Below are 24,096 nucleotides of genomic sequence, written 5' to 3'. Positions count from 1 at the left end.
GGGTGGCGGTACTATCATGGTTCGAATTGAATGTGGATGATGATAGGGAGCGCCTATACATGATTGAGCTGCTCAGGCGTTTTGGTGGTAAGTTTCGCCGGTATATGGTGATTGGCCCTGCGTGTAAGCTGATCGAAGTGATCTTTGACCTGCTGACGCCGCTGGTGATTGCCCAGATGATCGATAAGGGTATTGGCGCACACGATGTCAACGCCGTCGTCCACTACGGTATGCTGCTTGGCGCCATGGCTGTGATCGGCATCTCGTTTACGCTCGTCTGCCAAAAGATGGCGGCGCTCACCTCGCAGGGCATGGGCACCGATATCCGCGGTGCGCTCTACCAGCACATCAACAAGTTGAGCTATGCCGAACTCGACCGCTTTGGCACGCCGTCGCTTATCACCCGCATCACCAACGACGTCAACCAGGTGCAGCTCGCTGTGGCGCTGGGCGTACGCATGCTCATCCGCTGGCCCTTCTTGGCGGTGGGCTCTATGTGCGCGGCCCTTGCCATCGACCTTAAGCTCGGCATGATCTTTTTGATTTGCACGCCCGCCATTGGCCTGGTGTTTTGGTTTGTCATGGCGCGCTGCATTCCGTACTACAAGCAGCTGCAGGCAAAGCTCGACCGCATCGCGCTCATTTGCCGCGAGGGGCTTTCGGGCGCCCGCGTGGTTCGCGCCTTTGTACGCGAAGATCACGAGCGCGAGCGCTTTGCCCAAGCCGCCGATGACCAGGCCAATACCGCCATCGCGGTGGGCAAGCTCTCGTCAATCCTTAATCCCGTCACGTTTTTGGTGATGAACCTGGGCGTGTGCGCCATCCTGTGGGTGGGCGGCATCCAGGTCAACGTGGGCGAGCTTACGCAGGGCCAGGTCATGGCGTTTGTGAACTACATGACGCAGACCCTCACCTCCATCGTCTACGTGGCCAACCTGGTCGTTGTCTTTACCAAGGCGAGCGCCAGCGCGTCGCGCATCAATGAGGTGCTCAATTGCGTGCCGAGCATCACCGACGAGGGCAATCAGCCGGTTGCGCTGCCCGAGCCGGGTGCGATGGGCGATGCCGCCCCGGTGCCCGCCTTGAGCTTTAGCCATGCGAGCTTCTCCTTTGGCGCGGGCGCGGCCAACGCCGTCAACGATGTGACTCTGGAGTTGCCGCTGGGCAAAACGCTCGGCATTATCGGCGGCACGGGCAGCGGCAAGTCCACGCTCGTTTCGCTCATCCCGCGCCTGTACGACGCGGGCGTCGGCAGCGTGAGCGTGATGGGTGCCGATGTGCGCGTCTGGCCGCTCGATCAGCTGCGCCACGTGGTCGCGACCGTCCCGCAGCGCGCGTCACTCGTGAGCGGCACAATCCGCAGCAATCTGACCTGGCGCGGCGAGTCGGCAACCGATGAGGAGATCTGGGCGGCGCTCGATATGGCGCAGGCCGGCGAGTTCGTGCGCAACAAGCCGCAGGGCTTGGATGCCCCGGTCGAGGCGGGCGGCAAGAACTTCAGCGGTGGCCAGCGTCAGCGCCTGACCATCGCGCGCGCCCTGGTCGGCTCGCCACAGATCCTGGTCATGGACGACTCCGCCTCGGCGCTCGACTTTAAGACCGACGCGGCGCTTCGCCACGCTATCCGCGAGCGCAGCGTGCGCGGCGCCGCCGAGGGCGGGCTGCCGCTGACGACCGTTATCGTGAGCCAGCGCGTCTCGACCGTGCGCGATGCCGACATGATCTGCGTGCTCGACCACGGCTCGGTTGCGGGTCTGGGCACGCACGACGAGCTGTATGCAAACTGCCAACTCTACCGCGAGATTTGCCAGTCGCAGCTCCGCCGCGAGGAGCTCGAGGGCCAGCAGGGGAGTGCGACGCCCGCTTCGGACTCCGCCCCTGCATCCACCCGCGCAAAGGAGGGCTGCTAAATGAATCCGTATACTTCTTCCGGTTCGGTCGCCACGATGACGGCCAATGTGTCCGGTAGCGATAACCTCAACGATCTGGGTGACGGCCCGCGCCAGCCCGGCGACCCCGAGCGCTACCCCGTGGGCGCGGTGACTCGCCGCCTGATGGGCTACGTCCGTCCGCACCGCATCTCGTTTGCGGCGTCGTTTGTGAGTGCTGCCATCTCGGTGATTCTGCAACTCTATACGCCCATCCTCGTCGGCGAGGGCATCGATCTCATCGTTGCCGCCGGACAGGTGGACTTCGATGCGCTGCTGCCGCTTGTCACCAAGCTCGCGATTGTCGTGATGGGCGCTACGGCGTTCCAGTGGCTGCAGGGCTACTGTGTTAACCGCCTGTCCTACGAGACGGTGCGCGACATGCGCGTGGAGGCGAGCGACAAGCTCAGCCGCATGCCGCTCAGCTTTATCGACAGCCATGCCCACGGCGACCTTATGAGCCGTGTGGTCAACGATGTCGACCAGGTGGGCGACGGCCTGCTGCAGGGCTTCACGCAACTCTTTACTGGAGTCATCACTATCGTGGGCACGCTCGCGTTTATGCTCTCCATCAACCTGACCATGACGCTCGTGGTGGTGCTTGTCACACCTCTTTCCATCTTTGCGGCGGGCGCCATCGCCAAGCTCTCCAACAAGAGCTTTACAGCGCAGCAGCGCATTCAGGGCCAGCTGGGCGGCCATATCGAGGAGTATGTGGGTGAGCAAAAGCTCGTGGACGCCTTCGCCTATGGACCGAACGCGCAGCAGCGTTTCGACGCCCTCAACGCCGAGCTCTACACCGCGGGTGAGCGCGCGCAGTTTATGGGTTCGCTCTCTAACCCCGGCACGCGCTTTATCAACAACATCATCTATGCCGTGGTGGCCGTGATCGGCTGCGTTGGCGTGATTACGGGCGTGCCCGCGGCGCTCACGGTGGGCGGTGTGCAGATCTTCCTGTCTTACGCCAACCAGTACACCAAGCCGTTCAACGAGGTCACCAACGTCATCACGCAGATCCAGACGGCCTATGCCTCGGCGCGCCGCATGTTTGCGCTGCTCGATGCACGCGAGCAGGAGCCCGATGCCGCGGATGCCGTTGAACTCACAGCCCCGCAGGGTGAGGTCGCCTTTGAGCATGTGGACTTTAGCTACGTGCCCGACCGCAAGCTGCTGCAGGACATCTGCATCGACGCCAAGCCCGGTATGCGGTTTGCCCTCGTTGGCCCCACGGGCTGCGGTAAGACGACGCTCATCAACCTGCTGCTGCGCTTTTACGACATCGATGCCGGGCGCATCGTGGTCGACGGGCATTCCTCGCGCGACTACACGCGTGAGAGCCTGCGCCGCGCCTTTGGCATGGTGCTGCAGGACACCTGGCTGTTCGAGGGCACGGTGGCCCAGAACATTGCCTACGGTTGCCCCGATGCCACGCGCGAGCAGATTGTCGAGGCCGCCAAGCGCGCGCACGCGCACAAGTTTATCGTGCAGCTGCCAGGCGGCTACGATACGGTGATCGGCGAGGACGGCGGCACGTTTAGCCAGGGTCAAAAACAGCTGCTGTGCATCGCGCGCGTCATGCTCACCGATCCGGCGATTCTGCTGCTGGACGAGGCAACGTCGAGCATCGATACACGTACCGAGCTGCAGGTGCAGGCGGCATTCGACGAGCTCATGGCCGGTCGCACAAGCTTTGTCGTGGCGCACCGCCTGAGCACCGTCCGCAACGCCGACTGCATTCTGGTGATGCGCGACGGGCAGATTATCGAGCGCGGCACGCACGACGAGCTGCTAGCGGCAGGCGGCTTCTACGCCGAGCTCTACCGCAGCCAATTCGCCCAGTGAGCAAGACGCGGGACATGTAACGCAGCGCTAGGGCGCGAGCGTGTCAACGGGGGCAACGATGATGCCCTCGGGCGTTGTGTGGACCGGCATGCCGAACCCGATGACGATGAGTTTGGCCGCGGGAGGCCTCTCGCCGCGTTCGACCAGCTTGCGCTCGAGTCGAAGCAGGTTTGCAGACGCCTCGGGGATCTGCGGGCTTCCGAGTTTTACTTCCACGGCAATCCAAGTTCCATCGCGCCTGTGTATAACGGCATCGACCTCGAGATCGTCGGCGTCGTGGTAGTGGGACACCGATGAGTCATTTGCGGCGGCATAGACCTTAAGGTCGTGCAGGACGAGGGATTCGAAGAGCAGCCCCAGTGTCTTCGGGTCGGATGCCAATGACTCCGGATTTGCTCCGAGCAGCGCAACGGCAAGCGAAGGGTCGGCGAGGTGCCTTTTCGCACTTTGCCGCAGCTTTACCGGCGACCTGAGCGCCGGATGCCAAGCCGGGATATCGTCGATGATATTGATTCGTCTCAGAGCATCCATGTATCTGGAGACCGAATTCTTCGAAACGCCGGTACCGATATCTTTATCGATGGACTTCGATCCAGCAAGTGTCGACTCATTTCGCGCAAGCGATGTCAAAAGAGACCTGACCTTGACCGGATCACGTTTGACGCCGTCAGTTCTAGAAACATCCGATTCGCATACGCCATCAACATAAGCAGCGGCAATCCGCATAGCATTTTCAGTTGTTTTCCCCATCGCTTGAGGCCAACCACCGCGACACAGCAAATCGGCGATGCCGGCGACACCAGCGATCGATCCGACCGCCTGCTTGGCGGGGTGGCCGGAAAGCAGCGCTCTAATCGAAGCCGCGCCCGAAGAAACGCCGAGCTCAAACAGCGTCATGGTATCCATTCGCAATCTAGCTATTCGCCCAACGCCGCTATGCATTGGCTGCTTCGAATCTTGCGGCGTTGCTGAGCCCGTAAGAATAAACTGTCCGGATTCTCCCTGTCTTGCGTCACACTCGAAACGTATGGCATCCCATAGTTTTGGTTCTTCCTGCCATTCGTCGATGAGTCTAGGCGACGGTCCTGCTATTGCCTGCGCTGGGTCGATCCGAGCCAACTGGAGAGCGGAAAAATTTCCAGCCGGATCGGAAAGAGACAAGGATGATTTGGCAAAACGTCTGGCCGTAGTGGTCTTTCCGCACCACTTCGGGCCTTGAATGAGAACCGCACCGAAGATATCGAGATTATGCCTGATTGCCTTGTCGATGCATCTGTCTACATACCTATCCATACCGTCACCTTCTCAACTTGCCTTGATTATGTATTTTACCAGCTGCGTGGTGACGATTGACGGTAATCTGTGGTGACGATTGATTACGAACTATGGTGACGATTGGCGGGTATCTGTGGTGACGGTTGTCATCGATTCGGGGCATAGGGCAGCTTAGCTGTCTCAAAGCTTATAGATTTCGGGGCTTGCGCTGCGGGCGTTTTTGTCCATTGATGTCGCCTGCGTCGCCAATCGGCAGACGGTGGTTTACATCTGCGTTGTTAGTACTAAGATATTCATCTAATAAATTGCATTAGTGGCTTTAGTTTTGGGGGAAACGAGGCAACGTGACTATGACGTGCTCTCTGGTGGTTAACAGCAAGAGCGGTAATACCAGGATGGTTTCGGGCGCGATCAAGCGCGCTCTGCAGGCTGCGGGTGTTGAATTTGTCCATGCCGCGGCGTTGAGCGACGATGCGGATGCAGATCAGGTTGCGCTCGAGGCGCAGGGCGCCTGCGTGGCCGACACGTTGCTCGTCGGTTTTTGGTGCGACAAGGGCGCGTGCACGCCTTCGGTCGCGGCGTTGCTTTCCGCCTTGCACGGCAAGCGCGTCTTCCTGTTTGGCACCTGTGGCTTTGGCGCCGATCAGAGCTACTACCAGCAGATTATCGATCGCGTGACCTCCAATTTGGCCGATGACGCCGAGCTTGCGGGCTGGGCGATGTGCCAGGGCAAGATGGGCCCCGCGGTCAAGCAGCGTTACGAGGCCATGCTCGAGCAAGATCCCGACAATGCCCGTTTTAAGATGCTGCTCGACAACTGGGTAGCCGCAAAGGATCACCCCACCAAGGAGGATCTGGACAACATGGCGATGGCGGCCAAGAAGGCCGTTCTGGGGGAGTAGGTCCATCTTCTAAATGCAATGCCCTCCCGGGTGGCGGCCCTTTATCGATGGAAGGCCTCATAAGCTGAAGTTCAATCCCCGGGATGCGTCCAGAGTGGGACGTGCTTTCCCGATGGGTGGGGTTTCGGAAAGTGGGGACTGGATTTTGAGCCTAGAGTGGGACATGCTTTCCCAAAGGCCGCTCAACGGGAAACCGCATCCCACTATTAGCCCGAGAAACGGGATGCACTTTCCCAAAGAGAGCCAACGGGAAACTACGTCCCACAATCAGCTTCCAAAGTGGGACACACTTTCCCGTTGAGGGTTGTTCCGGAAAGTGCATCCCGGAATTGATACTCAGAATGGGACGTCGTTTCCCGTTGAGGGTCTCGGCGGAAAATGCATCCCGGAAATGGGCTTTGAGCTTGGACGATGCTCCCCCAGTACCTCCGCTTTTAAAAATGAGACACGCCGTTGGCGAAAATGAGACACGTGATATCGGGCATCGGATGTATCATTTGCAAAAATGAGTCCACTCCACTCGAATAAAGCGAGGTCCCTCATGTACGTTCCACACCCCCGTATCCGTAGGCTGTCGAAAATCCCGCTTGTTGGGACGGCGGCGCTTGCTGCGTTGATCGCCACGAGCGTCGCCTGCTTCACGGCCACGCCCCAGGTTGCCCAGGCGGCAGACGCGCCCGCAATCACCGATATGACCGAGCAGGATTATCAAGCCCTGGGTCTGGGCACGAGCGAGGACATTCCGGCCGATACCGTTGGCCCCTATTCCACTGATACCCCCACGACGTTTGCCACGCGCAGCGAGGTCTATATGGCAGCTAACGGTAGCCATGGCAATCGCTACACTCTGCGCGACAAGCTCGAGAACGTCGAGCGCGGTGACATTGGCGGCAGCAGCAAACTCACCGATGGCTATGGAAGTGTGTGGGGCGCCGCAAAGTTCTGGCAAAACGTCAACAACTTCGATACGAACAGCGATCTCTACAAGCATAGCGACTACGGTGGCGGCACCTGGTCGTACCTAAGCAACAATGAGTCCTCAACAGTACTCGCCAACGACAACAACGGTTTCTCGGGCATTCACGCCACGAGTGTTGAGTTCTGCAGCGACGCCAGCACGGGCAAAAAGAGCCGCGTTGCCGAGCTCCGTGCCTACGGCGACAGTTCCTCCACGACGATTGACGGCAAGTCATACGCCGGAAAGGTTGAGCTGGTCCTCTATTCGTTTAGCAACGGGCGCACGCGCAGCCTTGATACGCGCCTGCCGGTGACGGTCAACACCAATATGATGGACGGAGGCCGTTTTAAGTATCTGAACGCCGGCTACCTGCAAGAGCACGACGCCGTCTTTGATGTCGAGGCGGGCGATGTCGATGGTGACGGCGTGGACGAGCTTTTTGTCTATGCGGGCTGCTATGTCGACGAGAGCGGCGTGCGTAAGGCTGTAGTCGATATGTACGACCTGGAGGGCGGCAACTGGAGTCAGAGTGTCGTCAAAATCGAAGCCGGTAACGCCGCGGACTACACCACGCACAACGAGGGCGGGAACGACTCTTGGACGCAGCTGCAGTCAGCTCCTGTCGTTTCGCTGGCTGCCGGAGACCTCGACCGCGATTTTTGCGATGACCTCGCCATCGTGGTCTCGGCACCCTACGGCAAAAAGAATATCGCCAAGTCAACGCATTGCGAGCTGTTCTCGTGGGATGCATCCAAGGGTGCACTCGTCCATGTCGATGCTCTGGGTGACGCGGGCGCAATCTCCCTCTCCTCGAACGGCAAGACCATGGTCGCTGCGAATGCGACGTTCGGCACGTTTGCCGCCTACGATGAAGAAGGAAAGAAGACGGGTGAAACCGTCACGGGCCTTATTCTTGCGGGCTATGACTGGCAACGCAGCGCTTTTGATTACGACGCCTATGACGGCAGCAAGGGGCTGTACGGCGCGCTGTACCGCTACGCGTATTTTGACTCGGAGTCTGGCGAGTTCAAACTATCCGATTGCAAGGAATACAGAGACGGGCTCCTTGCCTCCTATGGACTGATGCATGTGCCCAGCAGCGCATGGAAGGATAGTGCTCAGGATAAGCGCTATCCGTGCACCTTGGCGCCTATTGCCCTTGCCACTGCCAACCTTGACGGTCTGTCTGAGCAGCCGGCGGTCGACGAGGTGCTCGTGGGCGGCGATGTGTTCCGCGACTTTGCCTGCAACACGGCGCAGAGCGGGGCCCAGGGCTTGGGTTCCATGGTCGGAACCATGAGCATGAGCGGTCAGCAATACAACAGCAGCAACAAGCATGACCACAAGGGTATAGAGCAGGTGTGGATCAGCGACGTCAAGGCGGGCAGCGTCTCGGGTTCGGACCGCTATAACGAGAGCTTTATCGCCGTGGTGGGCAAGCACCGCGACGAGGACCTGCGCAAGAACGATGACTACTATTGGATGACCGCCTCGCATTTTTCGCTCGACGAGAACGGAAAGGTGCGCCGCGGCGAGGAGCAGGTGATTAGCGAGAGCAACCGTCGCGGCACTACCTACGGCACATTTATCTCGCTCGCGCTGCCCGATGTCGACAACGACAGCGTCAAGATCACGTACAAGGACCGCTACAAGGTCTATACCAACCCGCGCGTGCTTGCCGTGCTGCAGGATGCGCCCTATGTTGAGGATCTGGAGCAGGCATACGGCTATCTGGTGTTGGGCGGCACGTCATACGGAGAGGAAAAGGGCACGGGGACATCCCAGGGCTATACCATTGGCGCCGAGTTGGGCGTTGCCGTCGAGGTGCAGACCGGTCCGCCCCTGGTCGCGATGAATGCTTCAGTCGATTTTGCCGCCGAGGGATGCTATGACTACCGGAGCGAGCGCACGGTCAGCGCAAGCGTAAGCTATGAGTCGCATGCCGGCGAGGGTGACAAGGCCGTGCTCTACACGATTCCGATGGTCTATTACGAGTATGAGATCGAAAATGAGGAAACTGGTGGCAAGGGCGTGATGGCGGCGCCCGTGTCGCTCGGCGCGCAGACCTCGGTCGTTAATGTCGAGGCCTATGACCGCGTTGCCAAGCAGCACAACATGACGCCGCTCAGCTACTTTTTGACCAACCGGTCGGGAGAGCCCGACAGCTATTACACGGCGCTCAACGGTACGACTCCCGTGCAAGATTCCTTTGGTCTGGGCAAGCCCGGCGTGACGCGCGCTTACACGTACGATGGGTATAGCGGTGCTGTCGCGCAGTCGGGGGCGAGCACTACGCAGACCATCGAAGTCGAGGAGGGCGAGGAGCAGGAGTTTGAGTACGGCTTTACGCTGAACGGCAGCGTTGTCATGGGCGCGAAGCTTGCAAAGCACGAGTTATTTGGCGGCCTGTGCTTTGGTGCCAACGCCGGCTTTACTACGGGTAACTCCTCGAGTGAATCGACCGAATACGGCGGCACCGTCGACAACCTGCCCGAGGCCGCGAAGGATAAGTACGGCTTTGCGTGGCGCCTGGGCGTCAACGCGGTGGATGTCAACAAGTTCGAGGACGGCTCGGGCGACAAACTCGGCACCAAGGACACCGATCAGTTTTGGATCGTGGGCTATGACGTCAAGGATGTCGAGATGCCCGAGGCACCGGCCGTGACGGGCTTTACGGCAAACGCCGTTGATTCGACCAGTGTCGCGTTTAGCTGGGACGACGTGCTCGCAAACAGGGGTGGCTTTAGCTACGGCGTGGGTATGCTGCAGAGTAACGCGGCCGACGCCATCGTCAACAGCTGGAAGATCGCCGACAATACGCAGACCTCGCTTACCTGGGACGGGTTGCAGCCCAATACGGAGTATCGATTTGCCATTGCCGCCGTTAAGAATGGATCCACGACCGAAACAGGTATTCGCTCGGCAATCATCACGGTCAAGACCATGCCCGATGGCATGACGATGACCGTGAGCGGACCTGCGGCGGATGCTGCGGAGGGGTTGGATCTTGGATACGACTCTTCGGTTGAGCGCACGGCGGGAAGCCACCTGACGCTCTCGGCGATTGGCCATGTGAAGCAACTCGGTGCCGACGATAGCGAAACAGGGCTGGCACCGACCTATATGTGGTACCGCAAGGGCCGCGGCGAGACAGAGTTTAAGCTCGTGGGTGCCGATGGCAACCTCGCGGCTGGAACGGCCTCAAAGCTCGAGATTGACCTGACCGCAGACGATGACGGTGCGCAGTATTACTGCCACGTGGGATACAACGACGTGGGCCTCGACACCGGCACGACGCTCGTGAATATCGAGGCTGAGGAGACGGCGCCCACAACGGTGAACGCCACCCCGATCCGCACGCGCCGCCTGTTCTCACAGGCAAGTGCGGGCGCCAAGAAGTTCCTGGACCATACGCTGGTAAACACCGCCGGCCCAACCGATTCCGAAGGCTCAAAGGACCCCGAGACTCCTGAGACCCCGACGAACCCGGACAAGCCCAAGTCCGACAACGGAGCTAAGACCGACACCAAGGTCAAGACTACGACCACAGCGAAGAACCTCGCAAACACCGGCGACCAAACATTCGCCCTAGTCGCCACCGCAGCAGCAGCGGGTGTAACGCTCGTAGTAATAGCCCTCATCATGCTGATCAAGCGCCGCAAGAACCACTAGGAGTCAGTCGAACATATCGACAAAGTAAAACCCGGGTAGCCAAACAACTGGCTACCCGGGTTTTCTCTTTATTAGAAATCAGAGTCTTCAAGGCAAGAGCCCGATTCAACCAGAGACACTCCGAATACTCCCCATGACAAGCCGCGCTCCAACAACAAGGCGTCTGCCCGGGCGGCGCGGAATGTAAGGTTCATCGCGAGTTCCGCACGAGCCGGAGAGCACTTAATGTGCTCTCCGTGCGAGCAGGACTGCCCGAGCAGGGAACCTTACATTCCGCGCCGCCCGGGCAGACGAACCGGGATAGACCCGCAGCGACCCGCTACTTGATCTTGGTCGTACCCGGTGCCAGGTTGGGGTCGGTCTCGTTGGCCTCGGTCTGGAAGTGCTCGGTGTACACGTTCTTGCCGTCGCGGAACATCTCGTAGTACTGCATCTTGGCGTAATCCTCGCGCGCCTTGGTTGCGGCAGCGGCAGCGGCGTCGTCACCGGTGACGTTGGAGGAGAGCGCCCAGCGCAGGCTGGCGTCCTCGTAGCCCACGGAGTTGATGGCGGGCAGCGACTCGCGCAGCGTCATGTGCGCCTTCTGGTAGTCTGTCAGCGGGGCGCCGATCAGCTGCATAAGCTGCGTGGACAGGTAGTTGGTGGACAGGTCGTCGACCTCACTCGTCTGGTTGCAACCGGCAACGTCGTAGTTAGCCCAGATGATGTAGTCGGTCTGCCACAGACGTTCCTGATGCGTAGCATCGTCTTCGCCGGTAAACCACTTGTCATTGAACTTGGACGGGAAGAACGGCTGGTGGTCGCCCCAGAACACCACGACCACCTTACGGTCGAGCTTGCTCAGGGCGTTGAGGAAGTAGCGAAGCGCCTGGTCGGACTGCTCGATGCACGAGACATACTCGTCGACATCGGACAGCGTGCCGTCCTCGACGGTCTTGGTGTCCAGGTCGGTCGTGTCGATGTTCAGGTGCATTTGCTTGTCGACCGGCACCAGACCCGTATCGTAGCCCGAGTGGTTCTGCATGGTCACATCGAAGATGAACTGCGGGTCGGCGTTCTGGTCGAGCAGCTCAAGAATCTTGTCGTAGGTAGCCTGGTCGGTCACCATGCCGCGCAGGGTGTCGGCTCCCTGGAAATCGTTGATGGACAGGAACTGGTCAAAGCCAAAGTCCTTGTAGACGTTCTCGCGGTTCCAGTTGGTCGCGTGGTTGGGGTGCATGGCCGTGGTGGAATATCCGAGCGACTTGAACTGCTCTGCCAGATTCCCGGTCGTCTCCATGTTGTAGATGGTGTAGGGGTACACGCCCGAGCCCAGGTTGGCCATGGAGTTGCCAGTCATAAACTCAAACTCGGTATTGGCGGTGCCGCCGCCGTAGGCGCTCACGTAGAGCTTGCCGCGGCTGAGGCAGTTGGACAGGCTCTTAAAGTACTGCGGGCCCTCGTAGCCGGCGCGCATGTTCTGGTAGATCGACAGATCCGAGAACGTCTCGTTCATGATGGCGATGACCGTGGGCTTCTCGCTGTCGAACTGCTCCTTTGCGGCGGCGCGCTCGTCGCTCTTGGCCGCGTCGGACTTGTCGTAGGCCTTGGCGTACTTTTTGAGCGTGGCCTTGGCATCGTCGACGGAGTAGTCGGCGGGTTTGGGCGGCTTGATGGACTGCGCCGCACTAATAAAGGCAGGCAGGTAGCCCTCGCGCCAGTAGCTCTCGAGCGGGCGCCACGTGTAGACGGTGATGCCGAGGGTGTTGTAGTAGTCGATGAGCGTGACATGCGCGGTCACACCACCCAGGCACAGCACCGCCACGAGCAGGTTGGTGAGCAGCATGCGTTTGGCGTTGGCGGTGCCCTTCTGGCGATGCGGCGCGACCAGGCCGGCGTACTCGCACAGCAGCATGGCGATGGCGGTAAAGCCCATGGACAGCACGCAGAACAGCGAGATCGAGAAGGTGTAGCCGTTGCCGGCGACCGCGGCGGCGGTGGAGATTGCCGAAAGGTCGCCCGGCTGGATGGGCATGGATTTAAACGTGATAACGAAGAACTCGGCAATGCCCAGGACAAAGAGGGCAAAGGCCAGGACCGCGGGAGCTGCGCCGTGGCGCTGGAACAGGAAGAACAGGCCGACCATGAGCGTGGTGATGATGGCCCACTCGAGCAGGATGCACAGGGGGTAGACCCAGGTAAAGTCGTGGTTGGACGAGACTTCCATTCCCAGCAGCGCAAAGACGCCGGCGAGCAGCAGGCACAGCACGGCGGCGACGAGCGGCTTGCCCACAAAGGCGCCGCGCAGACGGGCGAGCTTGCCGGTGGGGGCGGGGGCGTCGGGCCTGGCGAACGCAAAGACGCGCGGGGCGATGCGGTCGCGGGCGATGCTGGCCCAAGCGCAGCCGGTGAGGATGGCGTTGGTCAGGATGAGCATCACAAAGGCGAGCGGCTCGTTTTGGGCGACGAGGCCAATGACGCCCCAAATAGTCAAAAAGACCTGGAACAGGCCGAAGACGACGCTCCACCCAAGAGCGCTTTTGGCAACGGTGCCCGACTGAGCGCGAATGGCCTTGGCCTCGCGCAAGACAAGGTAGACGGTCGCCGCAAGACCGACGAGCGAGATGGCGGCAGCGAACATGCTGAGACTCCTCACAAACTAAAACCTACGAAAGCGGGGGTTTACCCGATTGTTACCAAAATATGCGCTGCAATTGGTGGCTGCGCACAACAACCAGCCATATTAACGCGCACGTGTGGCGGTGTGGCGCAATGTAGTGGCGACCTGCGCGATAATGGACGGGAATTACACGGAAACGTAAAGGCTTCTTAAAGAATTAGCGAGGATAGAGCTATGGGCGAGCAGGTTTGTATGACGGGCGCCGAGTACTGCGGCGGAGCTGTGGGCGTGGACGCGGGCGGCTATCCGGTCGAGACTACGGGCAACGCGGCGCTGGACATCTTGGAACACCGCTCGTCCACGCGTGCTTTCGCGCGCGATGACAGCGACCGTCCCGTAGCGGTGACCGACGAGCAGCGGGCGGCGATCTTGCATGCGGCGAGCCGCGCACCGTCGGCGGGCGCCATGATGATGTATTCCATCGTGAGCATTCGCGAGCAGGCTACGCTGGACCGTCTGGCCGACCTGTGCGACCACCAGCCTATGATCGCCAAGGCGCCCTGGGCACTAATATTTGTGGTCGACTATGCCAAGTGGATCGATCTGTTTGAGCACGTGGGCTGCTTTGAGCCCGAGTTTGTCGAGCGCACGGGCAAGTCGCCCCGCCGCGCACCGGGTCTGGGCGACTTTGCCATCGCGGCGCAGGATGCCGTGATCGCTGCGCAAAACGCCGTGGTTGCCGCCGAGGCCCTGGGCCTGGGGAGCTGCTACATTGGCGACATCGTGGAGAACGCCGAGGAAGTTGCCGAGCTGCTCGATCTGCCGCCCTATACCATGCCGCTGTCGATGCTCATCATCGGTACGCCCCGTAAGGAGCGCCTGGCCATTGCACATCCCGTGGTGAACCTGGTGCACGAGGAGCGCTACTGCCGTGCGGACGACGCGACTATGGATGCGCAGGTGGCCGAGATGGATGCGATGTTTCGCCCGCACGCCCGCGAGGTGGGCGAGCGCGTGGTGGATATCTACACCCGCAAACACACCAGTCCCTTTATGGCCGAGATGAGCCGCTCCATGGAGTGGTGGTTCAAAAACTGGCTCGGAAAATGACGAATGTGACAAGGGGATAGTCCCTTTGTCACATTCCATATCGCCGCGGTAGCCTAAAGACTGTATAAATCTTTATCTAGCTGGGAAAACAGTGCATTAAAACATGGGCCGATTACCTATAATCCCTTCGAACATTAAAGTTGGGAGGAAACCGGCTTATGGAACAAAAGGCCAAGGAGGCAGCCTCGCACGCTGCGATTCCTGTGAGCATCTCGGCGATGCTCGTCACGCTGGGCGTGGTGTACGGCGATATCGGCACCAGCCCTATGTATGTAACCAAGGCGCTCGTTGCCGGCAACGGCGGCATCGGAAGCGTCACGGAGGAGTTCGTGCTCGGCGCGCTCTCCCTTGTCGTGTGGACGGTCACGCTGCTGACCACCATCAAGTATGTGCTCATCTCGCTGCGCGCCGATAACCATGGCGAGGGCGGCATCTTTGCCCTGTACAGCCTGGTCAAGCGTTGCGGCAAGTGGCTTATCATCCCCGCCATGCTGGGTGGCGCCGCGTTGCTCGCCGACGGCATCCTGACGCCGGCCGTTACCGTTACCACGGCCATCGAGGGCCTGCGCACTATCCCGGCGGTCCATGCCGTGCTGGGCGATGATCAGGGCCGCGTCGTCGCCATTACGCTCGCCATCATCATCGTGCTCTTCTTGGTACAGCGCATCGGTACGGCCAAGATCGGTCACGCCTTTGGCCCCATCATGACGCTGTGGTTCCTATTCCTGGGCGGCACGGGTCTGTTCTTTGTCTTACAGCACCCCGCCGTGCTGCTGTGCCTCAACCCGCTCCGCGGCATCGCCTTTTTGTTGAGCCCCAACAACCACGCGGGCATCATGATTCTGGGCAGCTGCTTCCTCGCCACCACCGGTGCCGAGGCGCTCTACTCCGACATGGGCCACGTCGGCCGCGGCAACATCTACGCTACCTGGCCGTTCGTTAAGTGCTGCCTGCTGCTGTCCTATATGGGCCAGGGCGCTTGGCTTATGAACAACGCTGCCAACCCCGAGCTCATGGGCATTGCCGATCTCAACCCGTTCTACCAGATGCTCGCCCCGGGCCTGCGCCCGTTTGCCGTCGGCCTTTCCACCGTCGCGGCCATCATTGCCTCGCAGGCGCTCATCACCGGCGCATTCTCGCTGGTGTCCGAGGCCAGCCGTCTGGACCTCATGCCGCACATGCAGGTCTTCTACCCTGCCGAGACCAAAGGCCAGCTCTACATCCCCATGGTCAACAACGTCATGCTCGTGGGCTGCGTCATCGTGGTGCTGCTGTTCCAGAACTCGGCGCATATGGAAGCCGCCTACGGCCTTGCCATTACGCTGACTATGATGTGCACCACGCTGCTGCTCTTCTTCTACCTGCACGAGGAGCGCAAGCTCAAGGTCGCGCCGTGGATCTTCGCGGCCTTCTTCCTTTTGCTCGAAGGCTTCTTCTTCGTGAGCTCGCTCACCAAGTTCTTCCACGGCGGCTATTTCACCATCCTCATGGCCGCGCTCATCATGGGTATCATGGTGTGCTGGTACAACGGTACGGCTGTTGAGCAGCGCCAGTTTACGCTGCTGCCGCTGCGCAGCTACCTGCCGCAGCTCAAGCGCCTGCGCGATGACGATCGCTACGAGCGCCTGAGCGACAACATCGTGTACCTGACCAAGGACACCCATACCGACTATATCGATCGCGACATCGTCTACTCGATTCTGGACAAGCATCCCAAGCGTGCCCGCGCCTGGTGGTTTGTGAATGTCGAGACCATGGACGAACCGCACACCTTTGCCTATTCAGTCGAGACGTTCGGCACCGACTACGTGTTCCGCGTGCATCTGTACCTGGGCTACAAGATCAACCAGCGCGTCAATGCCTACCTGCGTCAGGTTGTTCAGGACCTGGCTGCCACTGGCGAGCTGCCGCCGCAGACGCATGACTACTCGGTCTACAAGGACCCGGGTAACATCGGCACGTTCAAGTTCGTCCTGATCCGTAAGCTTCTGGCGCCCGAAAGCGATGTGGAGCCGAGCGAGCGTACGGCCATCACGCTCAAGTACATCATCCGCCGCGCCGCCGGCACGCCTGCGCGTTGGTATGGCCTGGAGAACTCCAACGTGAGCTTTGAGTACGTGCCGCTGTTCACCAAGTTCAAGGCCGTGAACAAGATGCAGCGCCTGGCCCCCAACGAGCGGCCGTAGTCGACGCTCGAGGTTTGTCTGCCAACGAGCGGGCTTGTAATGACGGGGATTGAGTCCTGGGAGGAAACCATGGATGCAAAGGTGCTTGACGGTCGCGATCTTGCGACCGAGCTGGTGCGTGAGGCGCGCGTCGACGCCGCCGAAGATCGGTTCTTTACGAATCGTGCCAACATGGACATGGCCGACCGCGTGATTTCGATCGTGGCGACGGTGCTTGTCGCGGCGTGCGTTTGCGCGCTGCTTGCGCACGTGCTGTTTGTCTAACGACCGCAGGTTGCAAAGGCTATACACTTGGAACCACCACAAGGGAAACCACCACAAAGGTGCCTGTCCCTTTGTGGTGGTTTTTGTTTTTGAGAGAGGGGCGGGGCGCTGATGGACGTCCGTACGGACAGCGATATTGCCGATAGCTTTTGGTGGCGGCGCACAACGCTGGCGCGCCGCACTCCTCTGTATGACGCCTGCGTATCGGTGGGGCTGCTGGTCGCGGCGACGATTGTGGGCGCGCTGCTCGACCATCCGGGTCTCGCGCCGAGCATCATGATCGTCTATGTGTTCGCCGTTCAGCTGTGCGCATTCTTTACCTGGAGTCGCCTGTATTGCTTGCTGAGCTCGGCTGCCGCCGTGGCGCTCTACAACTTCTTGTTTGTCGACCCGCGCTACTCGCTGTCGCTTATCGACCGCGTCTATCCCGGCATGTTCTTCATCATGTTTGTGGTCTCGCTCGTGTCGAGCTCGATTGCCTTGGCCCTGCGCCGTGCCCTGGCGCAGGCCGCTGCCAGCGACCGCCGCACGCATATGGTGCTCGAGACCAACCGCATGCTGCAACGGTGCGCCGACCAGCAGCAGATTGTCCATGCCATGGCCACGCAGCTGGCGCGTCTTTCGGGCTGTCCGGTCGTGTGGTACAGCGCCGACGCCGAGGGCGATGACCTGCTGCCGCGTGCGACGTACACGGCCGTGGGCGATGCCGCGCCGGTGCACGAGTTGGCGCCGCAGATGCCGCCGCGGCTCTCGGCGTCCGCCTATGTGGGGACGCCGCTCGATGCCACCTATGGCGGCTCGGCGTTTTATGGCATCTACCTGACGGTTCGCACGGGCGACGGCTTCGTGCGCTCGGGCGACCCCGCCTCGGTGGTGGGCGTGCTGGCTATCGTTGCCAAGCCCGACGTGCTGACGCACGAGGAACGAACACTTGCCGATGCCATCGTGAGCGAAGGCGAGCTGGCGCTCGATCGCGCCCGCGCCATGGAGGCCCGCGAGGAGGCGGCGGTGCTCGCCAAAAACGAGCAGCTGCGCGCCAACCTGCTGCGTTCCATCTCGCATGACCTGCGCACGCCGCTTACCAGTATTTCGGGTAATGCCGACGTGCTGCTCGACCAGGGCTCGACCGGCACGGCCGTGCTCGACGCCCAGACGCGCCGCGGCTTGCTCCTGTCCATTCGCTCGGATGCGCAATGGCTCAACGCCACCGTCGAGAACCTGCTTGCCATCACCAAGCTCGAGGGCGGCGGTATGCATCTGTCGACTACGCTCGAGCTCATGGACGATATCGTCGAGGAGGCACTGCGCCACGTAAATCCGGCTGTGCGCGAGCACGACCTTAAGGTGGTGGCGTGCGATGAACCGGCGCTCGTTAACGTCGATGCGCGTCTGATGGTACAGCTCGTGGTGAACCTGGTGAACAATGCCATCACCTATACGCCCGCAGGCTCGCATATCGTGATTTCGATTGGCGTCGACGATGAATGCGTGACGTGCTCGGTGGCCGATGATGGCCCGGGCATCGCGCCCGAGGATCGCGAGCGAATCTTTGAGTCGTTCTACACCGCCAACCACGGTCTTGCCGACAGTCATCGCAGCGTGGGCCTGGGTCTTTCGCTCTGCCGCTCCATTGCGCTGGCACATGGCGGTAGCATAGAGGTTGCCGCGGCGGACCCGCACGGCTCGGTCTTTACGATTGAGCTTCCCGTCGCTGACGTTTCGTTTGATAAGGAGTAGCGCCGTGCCGAACTCTGCCGTAAAACCGCTCATCTTGGTCGTTGAGGACGACCCCGCCGTTCGCAACCTTATCGTTGCCGCGCTCGAGGCGCACGGCTTGCGCCATATGGCTGTGGAGACCGCCCATGCCGCCATCGCCGCCGCCTCGTCGCAGGCACCGAGCATTGTGCTGCTCGATCTGGGCCTGCCCGATATGGACGGCGTCAAGGTGGTGGAGTCGGTGCGCGCATGGTCGGGCATGCCGATCATCGTGGTCTCGGCGCGCAGCGAGGATGCGGACAAGATTCGCGCACTCGATGCCGGCGCCGACGACTACCTGACCAAGCCGTTTTCGGTCGAGGAGTTGCTCGCGCGCATTCGCACGACGCTCAGGCGCCTTTCGTATGCACAGACGGGCGGCGTTGCCTCCGAGGGCTCGTTCGATACCGGTGAGCTGCATATCGACTTTGACGCCGGCATCGCCACGATGGATGGCGAGGAACTGCATCTGACGCCGATCGAGTACAAGCTCTTGTGCCTGCTGGCGCATAACGCCGACAAGGTGCTGACGCACCAGTTTATCCTGCACGAGATTTGGGGCACGGCAACTAAGAGCGACCTGGCGAGCCTGCGTGTCTTTATGGGCACGTTGCGTAAGAAAATCGAGTCCGACCCCGCGCATCCGCGCTATATCCAAACGCACGTGGGCATCGGTTACCGACTGGTCACCCAAGGCTAGATCGCCAACCACCATCTCAATATGAGTTGCGGTGAAATATGGTCTAAATTTGCCTAATTCCAGGCAAAACAGTCCGTACTCCACCGCAACTTTGTTATTTGCCCTTGGGCTTGCTGGCGTAGAACTTCTTCTTTTTGGGCTTGCCGGCGGGGGAGGGTTTGTCGGCAAAGTTCGACTTGCCGTTGCTGGCCTGCGCGTGCGCGGGTGCTGCCGCGCGAGGCTTGCGGGCCTCGGGGTTACGCAGCTCCTCGGTTCGCTCGGCAATTTCCTCGGCGCTAAAGCCGACCTCTGCCATGGCGTCCTCGATGGGCAGGCGGCGCACGATATAGCAGTGGTGCACCTTCTGGTTGCGCGCGAAGTCCTCGGGGATGGTCTGCGCCGTAATGTCCTGTAGCACCACGCCTGCGCGTGCGAGCTTGCGCGCCTCGGGGCGGAAGCCGCGCAGGTTGCAGCTAAAGATGGCATGTCCGCCCTGTGTGAGCAGGCGCGACACGCCGGCCAAAAGCTCAACATGGTCACGCTGGACATCCCAGGTGCGACGGCCCATCTTGGACGAGTTGGAGAACGTGGGCGGGTCGACAAAGATCAGGTCCCAGCGGTTGCGCGTCTGGCGCTGGTCGCGAATCCAGGCGAGCACATCGTCACGCACAAAATGGTGCTGCGGGCCCACAAAGCCGTTCTGGCGCATGTTGCGCTCGGCCCAGTCCAGGTAGGTGTTGGAAAGGTCGACCGTCACCGTCTCCTCAACGCCGCCGTCGGCCGCATAGCAGGTGGCGGTGCCGGTGTAGGCAAACAGGTTGAGAAAACGGCGCGCCTGCTTGGCGTGCTCGCGGACCAGGTCGCGGGTGACGCGGTGATCCAGGAAGATTCCCACGTCCAGGTAGTCGTCAAAGTTGACGGCAAAGGTGAGCCCGCCCTCTTCGATGAGCGGCAGACGGCGGCGTGCGATGTTGGCGCGCTCGTCCGATCCGCCCTTGCCGGCGCCCTGCTTGCCGTACTGCGAGCCGCCGCGTGAGCGCATGCGGGCCTTGGCGTGCACATGCTCGGCCGGAACATCCAGGATGCGCGGCGCGATGGCCAAGATGTCAAGCATGCGGGCCTGGGCCAGTGCGGGGTCGATGGTCTTGGGCGCGGCGTATTCGGCGATGACGAGCCAGCGCCCCGGCGTCTGCGGGCAGCCCTCGTACAGGTCGATGGCGGCGGAGTAATCGGGCAGGTCGGCATCGTAGACGCGGTAGCAGCTCACGCCCTCGCGCTTGGCCCACTTGCGGCGCAGACGGGCATTCTTGCGCAGGCGGTTGGCGAACTGCTCCGACTCGGGGATGAGCACGGGCAGCGGCTTGCCGTCGCCCAGGTCGAGCGTGGCAGCGGGCTCGGGCATGGCGGAAGCGACGGCTTCGTCGTTGGCTTCGTTGGCATCCGCAACTTCGGCCTCGGCATCCGCACTGGTCGCAGCCTCAAACGCTGCGGCGGCGTGGTCGAGCGAAGGCCAGACTTCGACGGTCGCCTCCTCGTTATTGGGCATGACGGCGACCGAGCGCTCGGGCTCGGCGTGGAGCGCGCGGGCCAGCAATCCGTCGCGGGTGAGCGCGGCGACCGGCGCCGCGGCAAGCTCGGGCGCGCGGCGCAGCTCACCGACCAGCGTCATGGCATCATGCATGAGCGAAAGCGGGGTCTCGGTGGTGTCTGCGACCACGGCGGCACCGGCGACGGCGCCCGCGTGGTCCAGTACGGTTGCGGACTTGGCGGCGCAAAAATCGACAAAGCGCTTGTAGCCGGCGCACTTGACCATGCGCTCAGCGGTCTTGCGGGCGGCGGGGTCAACATCCGCAGCAACGATGCGTGCCTGGCGCTCGCGTGCTGCCGCCTCGCGCTCGCGTGCCTCGGCAAGCAACTGCTCCCACAGGGCGGCGTCGTGCAGCTGCCAGCCCTCAAAGCCCCAGCGCTCGCGTGCGGCGCCCGGGGCGCGGTCGGTCAGAATATTCACGGCCTCCAACAACAGACCGCCGCCGGCGCACGAGGCGTCGATCAGCGTAGGAAGGGCTTCGTCCTCGTAATCGTCGGCCGTTAGCTCGCGCTCGCACAGTGCGGTCCAGCCGACTTGCGCCAGCACCAGGGCGGCGTAGTCGGGGCGCAGCACGTGAGTGCCCTCGCCGGCGCGGGTCGCGGCGGGCGGCAGGCGCTTGAACAGCGGGTCGCCCGAAAGGTCCAGGCTGATACTCGCGCGACGCTGACGCAGCGAAAGCAGTAGGTGAACGTCGGGATCGGCGGCGTCGACATCGGCGCGACGGCCCGTGGCCTCGGCCAGACGGTCGCACAGCGCGTCCTTGGCGCGCAGGGCCGAGAAACGCGTGTTTCGCAGCTGCTCGGTCACGCCGCGGGCTGTGATGGCGATGGTGGCGCCGGGGCGGATGATGCTCTCCCAGGCAATGTCGTAAACGCCGTCGTACAGCTCATCGGCATCCTGCGCCTCAAAGCGCCCGAGTACCACGAACACGCGGCTCGCCAGGCGTGACCACAGACAGGCGCGGTAGCCTTCTTCGAGCTCGCCCTCAAATGTAGCGCGGCCCTTCAGCCGGCGAACATGCGAAAGCCCGAGGCGTTTAAGCTCGTCGGCGAGTGCGGACTCAAAGCCCTCGGGGCAGCTTGCGTAAAATTCCATGGGTGACCTCTCTGGTTGCGTCGCTCCATTATATGATGGATACTTCGTTTGCCCTTATCCTCGAAAGGAACCCATATGATTGATGCGTGCCCCGATTCCGCCGTTCTCTTTTTTGACGTGGACGGCACGCTGACGTCGTTCGATCCCGACGATATGACCGATAAGGACTTTTCGGCGGTTCGCCCCTCGCAGACGGTGGTTGAGGCGTTCCGTGCACTGCGCGATGCAGGGCACAAGGCATTTATCTGCACGGGCCGCCCCCTGTGGCTTATCGCCGATAGCCTGCGTGCGCTCGACCCCGCGGGCATCGTTGCCATGGCGGGAGCCACGCTCGAGGTCGAGGGACGCGTGGTACACGAGGACTGCTTTGGCGAGGGCGTTATCGAGGAGCTTGCACGCCGTATGGCCGCGGCAGGGATTGAGGCCTTTTTCGAGACCAACGTGGCTACTTTTGCCCTGGAACCCGCGGGTGTTGAGCAGTCGTCTCTGATCGGCACTTCTGTGGCGCACAGCACCGAGGAGATGCGCGTCGACGGCAGTCTGTGCGTGGGCAAGGTAGGCCTCACTGCGCCCAGTTTGGCTCGCGTAGCCAACGATGACGGCTTTATCGATCGCGAGTTTGAGCTGTGCAATACCGGTGGTCAGAATCGTGAGCTGAGCCCCAAGGGCATTGACAAGGGCGTGGGCGTGGCGCGAGCACTGGCGTATCTGGGCCGCGAGGGAAATGCGCGCACCTTTGGCTTTGGTGATTCGGGCAACGACCTGGGCATGCTCGCTGCCGTCGAGACAGCCGTGGCCATGGGCAACGCCATGCCCGAGGTCAAGGCGGTCGCCGACTACGTGACCGACGATGTCGCGCACGACGGTACCGTCACAGCGATGCAGCATTTCGGCCTCATCTAATGAATCCCGCGTTCTGACGTTTGCTCAAACTGCGACTCTTTGCTTTTGCATGCTCAATCGATTTATCAATCCAAACACTGAGGTGTTTATACCGTTCGCCGAGAAGATAAAAACCCGCAGTTCACGCCTTGATAAACATAGGTAAAGTGTTTAGCAGCTTACCGGCTGTATGCAGACGAAAGGAATCAGGCAGATGGCAATCAAGGTGTTCGCTGACGGCGCAAACCTCGAGGGCATGCTCGACATGTACGAGAACGGCAACGTTCAGGGTTTCACGACCAACCCGTCCCTTATGAAGAAGGGTGGCGTGACGGATTACCGCGCGTTTGCCAAGGAGGTCCTGACCCACATCACCGATGTGTCCGTGTCGTTTGAGGTCTTTGCCGACGACGTCGAGACCATGGAGGTCGAGGCGCGCGAGATCGCTACCTGGGCCGACAACGTCTACGTCAAGATTCCGTGCGTGACCACCAAGGGTGAGTCCACCGCCGAGCTGGTTCGCAAGCTTTCGGCCGATGGCATCAAGGTTAACGTCACCACCATCTTTACGCCTACGCAGGTCGACGAGATGGTCGAGGCCGTTGACGCCGAGACGCCGTCCATCATCTCGCTCTTTGCCGGCCGTATCGCCGATACCGGCGTCGATCCCATTCCGTTTATGACGGAGTCGGTTAAGAAGGCCGCCGCCAAGCCCAACTGCGAGGTCCTGTGGGCGTCCACGCGCGAGCTCATCAACATTTACCAGGCCGAAGCCTGCGGTTGCCAAATCATCACGGTGCCCAACAGCATCCTGGCCAAGCGCAAGAACATCGGCCGTGATCCGTACGAGGTCTCGCTCGACACCGTCCGCGGCTTTGCCAAGGATATCGCCGCGCTCGGCTTCCATATCCTGCCGTAGCACGAACACTGGCTGCGCCTCGGGTTGATCGCCCCGGCCTTTCCTTTCCCTATCGCTCACGCGCTTCGCGAGGGTCGCGCTAGGCAAAGGAAAGGCCGGGGCTGCCGACACGAGCTTGCCGGTAGGTTGGTGATTGGCTTCCATATTCTGCCGTGGGCAAAGGTACCCCCGCCTGCGACGTGCAAAATTGAGAGTATTCAGCAAGGTAAAGTTTTTACCAGCTGGTTGAAGCACGGAACAGCCCCCGTTTTGGCTCTGACGACGCTAAAACGGGGGCTGTTTTTGACTTTATTTCCTCTGAGGGGCGTTCGGAGCGGCGGAAATTGCAGAATACTCGCGATTTTGCACATTGCGAGAGGGGGGACGGTCGCGCGCGCAGACGTGGTGTAAGGGCGTCCTGAGGTCCGTCGCTGCAAGTCCCGATGTTACTCCTTCTTGAGGC

General features: G+C 61.2%; 14 protein-coding genes. 11 read left to right on the top strand and 3 right to left on the bottom strand.

The window, feature by feature from the left end; all coding sequences use genetic code 11:
- The first annotated feature begins 59 nt into the window (after nucleotides 1-59).
- Entirely contained in the window at nucleotides 60-1,910 is a 1,851-nt protein-coding gene (locus I2H19_RS08160) for an ABC transporter ATP-binding protein (RefSeq protein WP_195622322.1), read from the top strand.
- Nucleotides 1,911-3,770, top strand: coding sequence for an ABC transporter ATP-binding protein (locus I2H19_RS08155; protein ID WP_195622321.1), 1,860 nt, complete (start codon nucleotides 1,911-1,913; stop codon nucleotides 3,768-3,770). It begins immediately after the preceding gene.
- A 27-nt stretch (nucleotides 3,771-3,797) separates the two neighbouring features.
- On the opposite strand, the gene I2H19_RS08150 is transcribed toward I2H19_RS08155, so the two are convergent.
- Nucleotides 3,798-5,063, bottom strand: coding sequence for an ATP-binding protein (locus I2H19_RS08150; RefSeq protein ID WP_195622320.1), 1,266 nt, complete (start codon nucleotides 5,061-5,063; stop codon nucleotides 3,798-3,800).
- 332 nt (nucleotides 5,064-5,395) lie between these two features.
- Between I2H19_RS08150 and bilS the strand changes: the two genes are divergently transcribed.
- Both bilS and I2H19_RS08140 read left to right on the top strand, forming a co-directional pair.
- Entirely contained in the window at nucleotides 5,396-5,947 is a 552-nt protein-coding gene (bilS, locus tag I2H19_RS08145) for a flavodoxin family protein BilS (RefSeq protein ID WP_195622319.1), read from the top strand.
- Between the two features lie 541 nt (nucleotides 5,948-6,488).
- Complete coding sequence (locus tag I2H19_RS08140; RefSeq protein ID WP_195622318.1) at nucleotides 6,489-10,577, top strand: fibronectin type III domain-containing protein; 4,089 nt, start codon at nucleotides 6,489-6,491, stop codon at nucleotides 10,575-10,577.
- Between the two features lie 319 nt (nucleotides 10,578-10,896).
- On the opposite strand, the gene I2H19_RS08135 is transcribed toward I2H19_RS08140, so the two are convergent.
- Nucleotides 10,897-13,197: an LTA synthase family protein gene (locus I2H19_RS08135; protein WP_195622317.1), complete on the bottom strand. Its 2,301-nt coding sequence runs from the start codon at nucleotides 13,195-13,197 to the stop codon at nucleotides 10,897-10,899.
- A gap of 213 nt (nucleotides 13,198-13,410) precedes the next feature.
- Between I2H19_RS08135 and I2H19_RS08130 the strand changes: the two genes are divergently transcribed.
- From I2H19_RS08130 to I2H19_RS08110, 5 genes are all read left to right on the top strand, one after another.
- Nucleotides 13,411-14,286, top strand: coding sequence for a nitroreductase family protein (locus tag I2H19_RS08130; RefSeq protein ID WP_195622316.1), 876 nt, complete (start codon nucleotides 13,411-13,413; stop codon nucleotides 14,284-14,286).
- 158 nt (nucleotides 14,287-14,444) lie between these two features.
- Nucleotides 14,445-16,472, top strand: coding sequence for a KUP/HAK/KT family potassium transporter (locus I2H19_RS08125; protein ID WP_195622315.1), 2,028 nt, complete (start codon nucleotides 14,445-14,447; stop codon nucleotides 16,470-16,472).
- A gap of 69 nt (nucleotides 16,473-16,541) precedes the next feature.
- Nucleotides 16,542-16,736: a hypothetical protein gene (locus I2H19_RS08120; RefSeq protein ID WP_195622314.1), complete on the top strand. Its 195-nt coding sequence runs from the start codon at nucleotides 16,542-16,544 to the stop codon at nucleotides 16,734-16,736.
- A gap of 111 nt (nucleotides 16,737-16,847) precedes the next feature.
- Nucleotides 16,848-18,473: a sensor histidine kinase gene (locus tag I2H19_RS08115; RefSeq protein ID WP_195622313.1), complete on the top strand. Its 1,626-nt coding sequence runs from the start codon at nucleotides 16,848-16,850 to the stop codon at nucleotides 18,471-18,473.
- A 4-nt stretch (nucleotides 18,474-18,477) separates the two neighbouring features.
- Nucleotides 18,478-19,191, top strand: a complete 714-nt coding sequence (locus I2H19_RS08110) for a response regulator (protein ID WP_117648427.1) — start codon at nucleotides 18,478-18,480, stop codon at nucleotides 19,189-19,191.
- Nucleotides 19,192-19,285: 94 nt separating this feature from the next.
- Here I2H19_RS08110 and rlmKL read toward each other — a convergent pair whose 3' ends face one another.
- Nucleotides 19,286-21,853 (bottom strand): bifunctional 23S rRNA (guanine(2069)-N(7))-methyltransferase RlmK/23S rRNA (guanine(2445)-N(2))-methyltransferase RlmL, encoded by a 2,568-nt coding sequence (gene rlmKL / locus I2H19_RS08105; protein WP_195622312.1) that lies wholly within the window; start codon nucleotides 21,851-21,853, stop codon nucleotides 19,286-19,288.
- Nucleotides 21,854-21,928: 75 nt separating this feature from the next.
- Between rlmKL and I2H19_RS08100 the strand changes: the two genes are divergently transcribed.
- Nucleotides 21,929-22,756, top strand: a complete 828-nt coding sequence (locus tag I2H19_RS08100) for an HAD-IIB family hydrolase (RefSeq protein WP_195622311.1) — start codon at nucleotides 21,929-21,931, stop codon at nucleotides 22,754-22,756.
- A 193-nt stretch (nucleotides 22,757-22,949) separates the two neighbouring features.
- Nucleotides 22,950-23,654 (top strand): transaldolase, encoded by a 705-nt coding sequence (locus I2H19_RS08095; protein ID WP_229089855.1) that lies wholly within the window; start codon nucleotides 22,950-22,952, stop codon nucleotides 23,652-23,654.
- Nucleotides 23,655-24,096: the final 442 nt, after the last annotated feature.

It is taken from the genome of Collinsella aerofaciens (genome assembly GCF_015560135.1).
Classification (GTDB): Bacteria; Actinomycetota; Coriobacteriia; order Coriobacteriales; family Coriobacteriaceae; genus Collinsella; species Collinsella aerofaciens_AN.
The sequence above is the reverse complement of the archived record's forward strand: the minus strand, read 5'-3'. Positions and strand labels throughout refer to the sequence as shown.

What these genes read in the sequence shown, in the direction of transcription:
- I2H19_RS08160 (WP_195622322.1), top strand. Translation starts at nt 60, where the DNA reads ATGATTGAGCTGCTCAGGCGTTTTGGTGGTAAGTTTCGCCGGTATATG.
- I2H19_RS08155 (WP_195622321.1), top strand. Translation starts at nt 1,911, where the DNA reads ATGAATCCGTATACTTCTTCCGGTTCGGTCGCCACGATGACGGCCAAT.
- I2H19_RS08150 (WP_195622320.1), bottom strand. Translation starts at nt 5,063, where the DNA reads ATGGATAGGTATGTAGACAGATGCATCGACAAGGCAATCAGGCATAAT.
- bilS (WP_195622319.1), top strand. Translation starts at nt 5,396, where the DNA reads ATGACGTGCTCTCTGGTGGTTAACAGCAAGAGCGGTAATACCAGGATG.
- I2H19_RS08140 (WP_195622318.1), top strand. Translation starts at nt 6,489, where the DNA reads ATGTACGTTCCACACCCCCGTATCCGTAGGCTGTCGAAAATCCCGCTT.
- I2H19_RS08135 (WP_195622317.1), bottom strand. Translation starts at nt 13,197, where the DNA reads ATGTTCGCTGCCGCCATCTCGCTCGTCGGTCTTGCGGCGACCGTCTAC.
- I2H19_RS08130 (WP_195622316.1), top strand. Translation starts at nt 13,411, where the DNA reads ATGGGCGAGCAGGTTTGTATGACGGGCGCCGAGTACTGCGGCGGAGCT.
- I2H19_RS08125 (WP_195622315.1), top strand. Translation starts at nt 14,445, where the DNA reads ATGGAACAAAAGGCCAAGGAGGCAGCCTCGCACGCTGCGATTCCTGTG.
- I2H19_RS08120 (WP_195622314.1), top strand. Translation starts at nt 16,542, where the DNA reads ATGGATGCAAAGGTGCTTGACGGTCGCGATCTTGCGACCGAGCTGGTG.
- I2H19_RS08115 (WP_195622313.1), top strand. Translation starts at nt 16,848, where the DNA reads ATGGACGTCCGTACGGACAGCGATATTGCCGATAGCTTTTGGTGGCGG.
- rlmKL (WP_195622312.1), bottom strand. Translation starts at nt 21,853, where the DNA reads ATGGAATTTTACGCAAGCTGCCCCGAGGGCTTTGAGTCCGCACTCGCC.
- I2H19_RS08100 (WP_195622311.1), top strand. Translation starts at nt 21,929, where the DNA reads ATGATTGATGCGTGCCCCGATTCCGCCGTTCTCTTTTTTGACGTGGAC.
- I2H19_RS08095 (WP_229089855.1), top strand. Translation starts at nt 22,950, where the DNA reads ATGGCAATCAAGGTGTTCGCTGACGGCGCAAACCTCGAGGGCATGCTC.